The following is a 10,948-nucleotide window of genomic DNA, read 5'->3' as shown; positions in this document are numbered from 1 at the left end:
TAAAATACTTACTCTAATAATATGAAATAAGAACAATATTAAAAATATGGCGTGAGCGTAATTTTATTTTATTTCTTTCAATATTAACATCTTGTCATATTTATGACCTTTATCTAACCAAATAATGACAATTTAAATTACACACTATATTTTAACAAAATAGCTACAACTTATTATCAACTAGAGTGATTTTATAAGACGCTTACATATCATGTTCGGATAGCTTAGCGCTAATTACCTACTCTTTAAGTATCGAAAATAATTTCACGATTTTACTTTAAATAGACTTTTTAGATATTAAAAAGGCAGCTAATTAGGCTGCCTTTTTAATATTCGTGTGTGTTTTTATTCTTCAGATTCTTTCTTTTCTTTCCCTAATTCATTAAGTACTGATTCAAAAGCTGGATAGCGCTGAGCACCCACTACGATTTGTGGCTCAATAAGTTCACCGTTTTCAACACGACCAATCAAAAAGCTAGGAGTACCTCTTACGCCCAATGATTGTCCTAGCGCCATATCTTCCTTAATTTTGTCAGCGACCGCAGGGTCCTTCAAACAGTTAGAAAATGCATCCATATTCAATGACAAATCTGTAGCGGCTTTTTGATAAAACTCGTCACCCAACTGTTTTACGTTATTGAATAACATGTCTCGCATTGGCCAATAAGAATCTTGTTTGAGACTGCACGTTGCTGCGATGGCGGCTGGCATTGCTTGAGGGTGAAAGTTAAGGGGGAAATCTCGCGCGACATATTGCACTTTCCCTGTGTCAATGAAGTTTTCTTTTATCTGTTTAAAAGCATCATCAGTAAAGCGTTTACAGTATGGACATTGGAAATCTGAAAACTCGATAATCGCGATTTTTGCTTCTTTACTTCCCAACATCGGAAGGTTACCGTCATCAGTAAAATTAGGTTGATTGGGTAAAATTACTGGTTCTTTTTTTGGCGGTTTGAATGCCAACTCTTTCATGTCTTTAACTTCTGTCTCAATCTTTCCAACGTTCTCAGAAAGCTGACGGATCTCTTGCTTTAATGACGCTATCTCTGCTTTTAATTGCTCCGTATCTTCTGACTGACAGCCAGAAATTAATGGCAGTAAAACGACTGGCACTGCCAATTTCATTATGTGCCTTAACATGTTATGCCCCCACTATGAAACCGTTTAGATACGCTTCAAACGTATCTTGTCTTCACCAAATGAAAGGTATACCGCTAAATTCTATAAAGATAAGTTGTTTATATACAACACTAATATCAATATTATTAGTAACTATATATATACAAAGCCACTTTGGCCCATATTGTCATAAGTGCATATATAAATCTGCATAAAATAATACACAACTTATTGTTAAACAGTAATTTCTTTCAATTTGTAAAAAGTATCGTAAAGGAGTTCTTATTAGTCAATTTGGTAAAATGTGATTGAATCTGATATATCGATATATATGTCTATGAATCAATATGATAATAAACATGTAGCAAAAATAAGAATATAACTAGAAATATAAATTATTCTTGAATAGGGATATTTTCATTAAACAGTTGACCTAAATCAACTATCGATTGAATTCTCTAACTCGCTAATTTTCTTAAACTAAAATTACTATAGAAAGATAATTTTTAGGCTGAATAGCAATATATCAACATCACATGGAAAGGAGGATTCGTTATGACCATTCGCAATAAAGAACTTACCCTCTTAGTCATTGCATGTATTGTGTTTCTCGTTTGTATTACGCTCGGACGATAAAAACACATAACAATGCCAAATATCGAGCCCTCAAATTGAGGCAGTTCATCTTAGATCGCCTCCGCTACGAAGCAAAAAAGTGGGCTCGAACACCTCAATGTGCAACTAACCACTCAATTATGCACCTAGTTTAATTTCAGTTTTCAATATTAAATAGATGTATGATTCATATGGAAATTAAACAATACGCTGTGCTAATGTAGTACCTCAACCATAAATATAGCCCCCTATCCTTCAACAGATATGATGAAACTGAATACAAGGACATTTTTACCCGCTAAATCATTGCGATATGCCATAATCTGGCTTCTATCCGTGATGGTAGTTTCCATTTTTACTTGTCTTGTCTATTTTTTAAACTCATTAGATGACCTGGCCGCTGACGAGCTGGGGCAAAGGATTCATCTGGCTAGAAAGCTCGAGTTTCGGACTGCGCGCGATTTGCTCGAGCAGTATACGTACTGGGATGAGGCTTACGAAAAAATAATTGTTAACCTTGATCCCGACTGGGTCAAAGATAACTCCGGTGACTATTTAATGAGTAAAAAGGATTACGATTTTAGTGTCGCCGTGGCACAAGGAAACATAGAAGCCTACTTGATTAAAAGTGATGATATCCAAAACCTCTCTTTTGACGATCTACAGCAGCCACTGTCAGAGTTAATGGGCGCATCAAAACAGCTAAATACTGATACTCAAATTACAAATGGATTTTTGCGCATAGAAGGTGACGTCTATCATGTCGTTGGGGGGCCTTTGATAAATGAGGAATCAGGGCTGTCGCGCCAGGGCACCTACTTAGCTTTAGGTAAACGAATCGATAAGGAGTACCTGAGCATACTTGCGAGTGACTACCAATTATTTGGACTGAGTTTAACAAGCACCTCAGAAGGTCTAAAAGACTACATGGCCTTATATTCTCCTTCCGGAAGTATCGTGGGTTATATAACCTGGCATCCACACTCCCCGAGTAAAACAATCATCCCGACCATTACCCTGATTACTGTACTATTTGCTTTCATCATCACGGCTGTGACCACTTATATCCTCAAGAAAGAACAAATGAGCCGCGAAGAGTATGAGAACCAACTGTTTATCGAGGCCACAACCGACTCTCTCACTAAAGTGAAAAACAGACGCTACTTCATGATGATGGGGGTTAATGAATTTAATACCTGTCAGCTTCTAGAAGAAAAATTACTTTCTGTTTTAGTCATGGACATTGACTACTTCAAACATATCAATGACCAGTTTGGACACAGCGTTGGTGATAAGGCTCTGACACACTTTACACAATTGTGCCGTTCAGGCCTGCGAAAGAACGATATTTTAGGCCGTATAGGTGGTGAAGAGTTTGCGATTATATTACCACTTACCAACACTAAAAAGTCTGTTGAGATTGCTAATCGTATCAGAGCCTTGATTGAGAAGAGCCCTTGCCTTTCTAGCGGTAAGCTCGTCAATTTTACCGTTAGTATTGGTGTCGCCTCGTATCAGGAACAAGATAATTTTGAAGCATTATTAGAGGAGGCAGATAAAGCGTTGTACGAAGCGAAACACAGAGGCAGGAATCGTGTCATCATTTATAACCATGACATGCAGACATTTACTTGAGACGTTTAATAATTTGGTTTCGATGATTTCGTTTCGATAATTGCGGCTACCATCCATCTCAATCTCGAAGAATTGGCTATTTGGGTATACGCTCAAGATAACCACATCAACTGGGTTTGGGAGTTCCACGAAAATGTCTCAAAAGTCTGCGTCTCGATTGCCGTTATATTTTGATTCTGATCTGTACTTTGTTTTACCAAATTTTCTTCTAAGCGAATTCAGCTATGTAAAATCGCTGGAAAAAGGTTTATCGCTTGGAAAAGATCCCGAATACAATCATCAGTACCGTGTCACACTAAGGCGTATTCGCTCTCTATCCCTGCTTTTAAAAGACATGTTGTCCCCATTCGAACAGAAAATCATCACGCCACACTTGAAGGTATTGATGAAACAGACCAATCTGTTGCGTGATTTAGATGTATTTATGATTGATAAACCTCGTTATATGACCATGCTCCCAGAGCACAAGGCGTCATTGGAAAGCGTGTTTGCGGTTATAGAAGCTCGTCAATGTAACGAGCAACAACGCGTTAGCCATTGGTTAAATAGCCATGCGTACCGAAGCACTATGGTAATTGTCGAAAATAGTCTACTTCGTGCACAACATTACGACCTTCGAACCAACCATCCTTCTCCACTCAAATATGCAAATCAAAAAATTGTGAATCAATTTAATAAGGTCAACAGAGCAAGTAAGAAGATTGCAGAGGACAGTGAAGACAGCATCATCCATTTATTACGCATAAAATGTAAAGCACTTCGGTATCTTCTTGAGTCGTTTTCTGCGCTCTATTCCGCTGAACAGCATAAAGAAAATGTAAAACACCTTAAGTTTTTGCAAGACCAGTTAGGTGACTTTAACGACACGTCGACCCAAATCGACTTTTTTACGCATCTCAGAAAGACATCAACGATTCAAAAAACAGACCGTAAAGCACTCAAACAGCTGATCAAAGAGATAGAGGAGCAGCACGAAAAGTCACGTCGTTCTGTATTTTTGCATATAAACCAATTCGATCAGTTTCTGAAAGAATCGTCTGCTTTGGAAATGTATCGCTCTTAGCTCTTAAGGAATAGAGAAAATAAACAAATAAGCAGCAACCTGATTCTCTCCATCCCTGCTCTGCAGGCATTTGGGTTCACGCATTCTTCATATTTCAGATCTAGAGTATTGTGCTGAACAATACTAAGTAAGATACCGTGAAACCACTCAAACGCTACCAATACGAACGTTACGCTGTTTTATGTAACCTGGCGTACCCTAGAGTCTTCAAACAAACACGTTACGGGTTCGATCCAAATGGTCAACGAATCATCAGAAATGAGCACGGAAAAATCATGATTAGGGTACTCTGGAGTAAAAGTAAAGAAGAGGTCGTCGTGGTTGTAAAAGGTTCTCATAGCCTTTCTGACTGGTTACTCAACTTTGCCATGTGGACAAGAAGCTGTCGCCGTCTCGGACTCCATTATCGTATCCACGCTGGCTTTTATCATTTGTTGTTTCAGGAAAGTATGCCAAGCAGAAATGAAGACCGGCTTGGACAAAGTGTTATTGAGCGTCTGGAATCGGTGGTTGTGCCACTCATACTTGAGGGCAAGCGTATTACCGTTACCGGACACTCATCGGGTGGTGCGATTGGTAGTGTCTTTGCTGATTATATTGAGACGAAATATCCCAAGAGTATCAAGCGAGTCGTGACATTTGGGCAGCCAGCGATCGGCGACTGGACATTTAAGAAACACTATAGTTTGGCTCATAAAACTTATCGTATCTGTTGTGACATTGATATTGTTACTTTCATGCCACCTGTTCCCTTCCTCTACTGGCACGTAGGCAAATTACTTTGGTTATATAACGGCAGGATCTACGAAAATACGCCGACAATGATCCGATTAGGACGTTCGTTGCTCAGCTGGTTATTGCGCCCTTTTTCTTACCATTTGATGAGTAAATATATTCGAAATAAAGACTTTTTTGATGACAGGTAATTTTTGATGGCAAGTGGGCAAAATGCGCGCCTGACAAACACGAGCTTGAACATATACTCCAATCCAATGCCTTATCCTTTTAAGATGTGGTTGAAGTTGGAACACCAGCTTTCTCGACTGCCATCATGGGCTGAACCAAGAGATTAAACAACATACCCGAGATGAATAAAGTAATCACAATACTCGCACCGCTTGGTAAATCGTAATAAGCGGATACCACAATCCCCGATAAAATCCCTACAATACCAATGCTGATACTGGCAATAAAAAATCGAGTCCCTTTCAAAGAAGTGGCGCACAGTGCAGGGATCACCAGCAAGGCAAACTCCAGGTAAATCCCCGTCAGTTTCACCGTAATAGGCATTAAGATTGCGAAGATGGGATAGAAACCACTGCCGAGCATAAATTCAGGTTTAAGCCAGACTAACATTAACATCGCAGAAGTGATAAGTGCTAAAGGCCAAACGTCACTCCATGTTGACCACAGTAGCTGTCCGTTCAGGATACCTTTAATAAAGTCAGCACCATGAGGGTCTTTACTCACAAGCAAAATGGCAAGTGATGCCGACACCACAAACAAGCTACCAATCATTGGTTCTAATTGATCTCGGTAACGTTTCTCCATCAAAGCAATCAGGCCACATAGCAACAATGACATCACCCAAGGCCCAAGCATTTCTCCAAAGAAGGAGTTAGAGAACAAAGTGTATTGGCTTAACCAATAGTGACTCAAAACAGCGCCGAGTGCCGCCACTTGTGCCACAGCCAAATCAATGAAAATAATTTGACGCTTGAGCACTTGTTGGCCAAGTACCACGTTGCCAACTAAAGCAATCAGTCCACATAAAACAGCGGGCAGTAGCCATACATAATCAGCCATATTTAGATCTTCTCAGAAACAGGCGGCGCTAAAACATCGAGCAAATTATCAATCACTTGGTCATACATAGCATCGAGACTTTGACCGTCAGTCACCGTCAACGGCAGTTCAATGACAGGCTTACCGGTATTTTGTTGTAGCCATTCAACCGGTCGTCGATCTTGATGAGACGAGTAAACAATCGCATCGAAAGTATCCGCATCTAACTCGGTTAAAGATTGAAGATGTGATGTAGTTGGCGATATGCCTGCTTTAGGTTCAAGGTCTGCGATTTGCTTTATCCCTAACCACTCGTACAAATAACGATAGGTTTCGTGATAGCCAATAACTTGTTTACCTTGCAAGGGAGCGGCTTTTTCGTGCCACTCATTGAGTTTTTTACGCCAATGAACTCGGAATTTAATGCCGTTAAGCTGGTAGCGCTGAGCGTTGTCAGGATCAATGATTATCAGCCGCTTTGTCATCGCCAGCGAAAGCGGAATAATATCATTAGCCGCAAATTGAACATGCGGGTTTCCGTGTGCGTGTATGTCACCCATGCTGCGATCGACATGGTCATGAGTGTCTAACATGCGCACAAAATCGGTCGCGTAAATCATGCTCGGCGCACCATTTTGTACTGCACCATTGCTGCTGCGAGTTTGCAACATGGGTAACCACCCCACTTCCAATTCGGCCCCTGAACACATTGCCATATCTGCTTGACGCATTTTCGCAATCAAAGATGGTCGAGCTTGCACATAATGCGGATCCTGTTTGGCTGTAGTCGCGGAATAGATTGTTGCGTCCGGAGCGTGACTCGCCAGGAACACTTTCCACTCAGGTTCGCAAACAAAAATGTTCAGTGCCATAGCTGGTGAAGCAATGAAAGCGACTCCCGCCGCCATCATTGCTAAACAGCTTTTAGTAAAAGTCAGCTTAGAACGCATGAGCACCGTGTGCTCCAAAGGTCATAACGTATTGCATCGTGAATACATTGTCTGTTTCGCTGTCTTGGTTCTCAACTCGAGAGTATTGGGCACGGATAGTACCGAAATGAGAAGAATCCCATGCTACCATTGCGTCGAATTCTTCGTCGTCAAGAGCAGTGAAGTGCATGTGGTCACCATGAGCATGGCCATCATAGCTTTCTGCTTCACCATAACGCACACCCGCAGACCAGCTTGGGTTAAAGCGGTAAACACCCGATACGTAATAAGCACTTAGATCGTCTGGTGATTCCGCGTCATCTTTGAATTTACTGTCGACGACACCATCCAGCAGCAAATACTCAGCCGATAGCGTGAAGTTGCGGTACTTGTAGTTGCCGTCCGGAGCCCACTTCCATACAAAGTCAGCGCCGTAAAGGTTAGATCCTGTCACTACCGCGCCATGGCTATGATCGTGATCGTGTTCTTCTACATGACCGTGATCATAATCTTCGAATTCTTTTACTTTGCCGTTTTCATTGCGCAAGTAGCTCAAGCCAAACTGCCAGCTCGATGATTCAGAAAAGTCATCTCCTAACTTAAACGTCGTGGTATAGACACCCACTTCAGAACCATCTTCAACGGAAGACATCTTATCGCCACTCAGGGCTTCCACAGCAAACTTTACATATAGGTTGGTTGGCAACACGACATTAGCACGTACACCATCATCGTAGTAATGTGAACCTAAGAACGTGCGGTAAGCAATTGGTCTCTCTACGAAACTGTCACTATGCATGTGTTGGTTGTTTAGATAGCCGAAGTCAGACAGGAATCGACCCGCTCGCAGATTCAAGCCGTAAGGCAGTGCCAATGTTTCAATGAAGGCTTCTTCAACCTCCAGTTCAGTTTCGTCACTATGGCTTTCAAGAACGGCCGTAAATGCACCATGAAACTTGTCGTCAATGTTTGCCGACAGATTTAGCTCGGTATGGCCAAGACCGAAACCTTCTTCTCGCTCAGAATGATTACGTTCACCATCTTGATAGTATCCATCCAGTACCACGCCAATCTGTGGATTCGAAAGCGTATCGGCAAACACAGGGGAGACAAACAAACTACCAACCGCCAAAGAGACCAACTTCTTATTCACTACAGCATTCCTTTTGTTATGTTATAACATTTATTAAATTGAGCGAAATGTTATATTATAACAATTAATAAGAAAAGCTGGACATGTAACAGTTTGTAAAACTTTCTTGTTGATATTATCATTAATAATCAGTGAGATAGCCGAAATTATCTATAGAGATTCGACTTGAAGACAGGTGTTTCTATTACCTAAATTCTTCCGCCAAATTACCTTCTAAAAAGGCTGAACACTCTGTTAATGTCGTAGAGAAAAAATGAAATAACCACTTTGTTGGATGAGAGACGAACAAGCTCGCATAATGTTGGTTACTCTATCTGAGATGTACGTTATATCCCCACATTTTTCAGAAGAGAATCCAGCATGCTCAGAGTTTATCTTGAGGATTTGGGACATAGTGGAAGCGTAAACAGACTGGGATGGAGGGTAAAATAGTAGGCATTAAAAAGCCGAACTGAATCGGCCTATTTAACAATATCGGGATTACAAAGATGCGATTTCTTTCTCAAGTTGATATTTACTGTCAGTGACGATTTTTTCCAGAACTTCAACACGCCCCTTCAATTCAACAACTTGCTTTTTGAGACTGTCTTGCTCTTCTTGGTTCATTGCATTACGTTCAGATACCTCTAATGCTCGCAATTCCTTTTTATGGTTCAAGACAAGTTTGATTATCCCGCCACCAAATAGAGAACCGAACACAATAGCAACAACCAATACATCAGCAAAAGATTCCATTCTTATATTCCTTTCAATTATGCTCAGATAAAGGTTACTCACTAACCGAACAAATATCAAATAACCCATTGATAAAACATATGGTTGTAATGAAAACTGCGTGTGTAATATTAAAATTACGTCGAGTTTTTTATCGTATAGTGTTGATGCTGAATAAGAATGAAAAAGGTTTTAGGGTGTTCAGAAACGCAAAAAGCCAGTCCTAAGACTAGCTTTCTAAATAATGGAGGCGCCTCCCGGAGTCGAACCGAGGTCCACGGATTTGCAATCCGCTGCATAGCCACTCTGCCAAGGCGCCTTTTTGAATTGTTGTTCTCTCAAAGAGTTAGATGGTGTCCCGAGCCGTGCTTGATGGTCCGACACTCGGCCAATCAGCTCGACGGAGGGATTTTATATCCACACATCTTTTTGATGGTGCCCCGGGCCGGACTTGAACCGGCACAGCGCGAACGCCGAGGGATTTTAAATCCCTTGTGTCTACCAATTCCACCACCAGGGCAACGCAATCATGCGATGGGTTAGACACCATCTCTCTCAACGACCTTTACCGCGAGAACGAGGCGTACTTTAACCGATTAAATTATCTGGTCAACAATAAATTTTATGCTTTTGATTTAAATGATTAAAAAGCGAGCCAGCCAGTACAATTGACGTTCAATCTGAACATGAAATACTCTGACTCTCAGCAATTAAATCCCTAATAAACAATAAGCCAAAGCGACGTTCGATTTAGCTTTTCACCATAATCTCTTAGTTGTATTTGAAAACGCCCGTAATTGATGATAGAGATACGGTTCACAAAAATATAACAACAATCTTGTTTGGAATATTCCCTATTCCGGCTGGCTAGGTATTTCTATGACAGAAAATCAACAACAACTCTATCCTTCTTCTAAAGGACTGCACGAGTTTACCCGTTTAGATGTATGGGGTGGGTTTACACAACTATTACCTCTTTCCTTTTTCGTGGTGATATTCGGCCTCGCGTTTGGCGTGGCGGCGGCTCAAACTGGCTTAGACGCTTTTCCGACATTATTAATGAGCACACTCGTGTTCGCGGGCGCTTCTCAATTTGCCACTCTGGAAATGTGGGGGGCCGAAGTCCCGTTAATTCCAGTGCTCATCACCGTGTTTGCCATCAACGCGCGCCACCTGCTAATGGGCGCAACACTTTATCCATGGTTACACCAACTGCCACCAGCTAAACGTTACGGTGTCATGTTAGTTGCATCAGACGCGAACTGGGCGATGGCTATGAATGCATTCGGAAAAAAAGAGCCTGGTTTGGGCTTGTTAGTTGGCGGCGGCCTTGCGCTTTGGGGGTTCTGGATTGTCGGAACCTGGATTGGTATCTACTTCGGTAGTGCGATTAAAGATCCAGTCAGCCTTGGACTAGATATGGTGATGGGCTGTTTCTTACTTTCTATGGTCGTTGTGGGGCCTAAAAACCTGCGTGTCTTTGCCATCTGGGGCGTTGCTGCGGCTTCTTCATTACTGGCTTATTGGTATTTACCTGAAAACAGCCACGTTGTTGTTGGCGCAATCACGGGAGGAATACTTGGGGCGTTCTGGAAGGAGAAAAAAGCATGAGTATTGAAACGACGTTTGGTGGCACGCTTGTTATCATTATTGCGATGGCTCTGGTTACACTAGCGACTCGCTGGGGCGGCGTGTTTGTTATGTCATTCATTCCGATCAGTGAACGTATTCAGCGTTTTATCACGGCCATGTCAGGATCTGTATTAGTCGCGCTTTTAGCACCTCTTGCTGTTGAAGGTGACATCGGCGCACGCACGGCACTTCTTTCCACCGCCGTAGTGATGTTTATCGTCAAGAAACCACTTCCAGCCATCGCAGCTGGCATAATTGCAGCAGCAGCGGTACGTGCAATCTAAACTTCTTTTAGGCTAGCAA

Annotated in this window: 10 protein-coding genes and 2 tRNA genes; 5 read left to right on the top strand and 7 right to left on the bottom strand. The window is 41.6% G+C overall.

The annotated features are described in order from the left end of the window. Positions 1 to 345: 345 nt before the first annotated feature. Positions 346 to 1,125: a thioredoxin domain-containing protein gene (locus tag ACWYU8_RS05100; protein WP_457517704.1), complete on the bottom strand. Its 780-nt coding sequence runs from the start codon at positions 1,123 to 1,125 to the stop codon at positions 346 to 348. Positions 1,126 to 1,998: 873 nt separating this feature from the next. On the opposite strand from ACWYU8_RS05100, the gene ACWYU8_RS05095 reads away from it, so the two are divergent. The 3 genes from ACWYU8_RS05095 to ACWYU8_RS05085 all read left to right on the top strand — a co-directional run bounded on the left by ACWYU8_RS05095 (position 1,999) and on the right by ACWYU8_RS05085 (position 5,358). Continuing rightward, entirely contained in the window at positions 1,999 to 3,369 is a 1,371-nt protein-coding gene (locus ACWYU8_RS05095) for a sensor domain-containing diguanylate cyclase (RefSeq protein ID WP_457517703.1), read from the top strand. Between the two features lie 133 nt (positions 3,370 to 3,502). Further along, positions 3,503 to 4,432, top strand: coding sequence for a CHAD domain-containing protein (locus ACWYU8_RS05090; RefSeq protein WP_457517701.1), 930 nt, complete (start codon positions 3,503 to 3,505; stop codon positions 4,430 to 4,432). Between the two features lie 137 nt (positions 4,433 to 4,569). Next, positions 4,570 to 5,358: a lipase family protein gene (locus ACWYU8_RS05085; protein ID WP_457517700.1), complete on the top strand. Its 789-nt coding sequence runs from the start codon at positions 4,570 to 4,572 to the stop codon at positions 5,356 to 5,358. 79 nt (positions 5,359 to 5,437) lie between these two features. Here ACWYU8_RS05085 and ACWYU8_RS05080 read toward each other — a convergent pair whose 3' ends face one another. The 6 genes from ACWYU8_RS05080 to ACWYU8_RS05055 form a co-directional block, all read right to left on the bottom strand. Next, positions 5,438 to 6,238, bottom strand: a complete 801-nt coding sequence (locus ACWYU8_RS05080) for a metal ABC transporter permease (RefSeq protein ID WP_457517699.1) — start codon at positions 6,236 to 6,238, stop codon at positions 5,438 to 5,440. Positions 6,239 to 6,240: 2 nt separating this feature from the next. Next, entirely contained in the window at positions 6,241 to 7,167 is a 927-nt protein-coding gene (locus tag ACWYU8_RS05075) for a metal ABC transporter solute-binding protein, Zn/Mn family (RefSeq protein WP_457517697.1), read from the bottom strand. Next, complete coding sequence (locus ACWYU8_RS05070) at positions 7,157 to 8,299, bottom strand: hypothetical protein (RefSeq protein WP_457517696.1); 1,143 nt, start codon at positions 8,297 to 8,299, stop codon at positions 7,157 to 7,159. The genes ACWYU8_RS05075 and ACWYU8_RS05070 overlap by 11 nt, the downstream gene beginning before the upstream one ends. 480 nt (positions 8,300 to 8,779) lie before the next feature. Continuing rightward, complete coding sequence (locus ACWYU8_RS05065) at positions 8,780 to 9,034, bottom strand: nitrite reductase (protein WP_457517694.1); 255 nt, start codon at positions 9,032 to 9,034, stop codon at positions 8,780 to 8,782. 224 nt (positions 9,035 to 9,258) lie between these two features. Continuing rightward, positions 9,259 to 9,332: transfer RNA gene (locus tag ACWYU8_RS05060), tRNA-Cys, on the bottom strand. Positions 9,333 to 9,446: 114 nt separating this feature from the next. Continuing rightward, a tRNA-Leu gene (locus ACWYU8_RS05055) sits at positions 9,447 to 9,533 on the bottom strand. Positions 9,534 to 9,892: 359 nt separating this feature from the next. Here ACWYU8_RS05055 and ACWYU8_RS05050 point away from each other — a divergent pair. Then, complete coding sequence (locus ACWYU8_RS05050; protein WP_457517692.1) at positions 9,893 to 10,624, top strand: AzlC family ABC transporter permease; 732 nt, start codon at positions 9,893 to 9,895, stop codon at positions 10,622 to 10,624. After that, positions 10,621 to 10,929: an AzlD family protein gene (locus ACWYU8_RS05045; protein WP_457517690.1), complete on the top strand. Its 309-nt coding sequence runs from the start codon at positions 10,621 to 10,623 to the stop codon at positions 10,927 to 10,929. Before ACWYU8_RS05050 ends, ACWYU8_RS05045 begins: the two co-directional genes overlap by 4 nt. Positions 10,930 to 10,948 lie beyond the last annotated feature (19 nt).

The organism is Vibrio limimangrovi (assembly GCF_054064025.1).
This window is presented reverse-complemented; position numbering and strand designations above follow the sequence as displayed.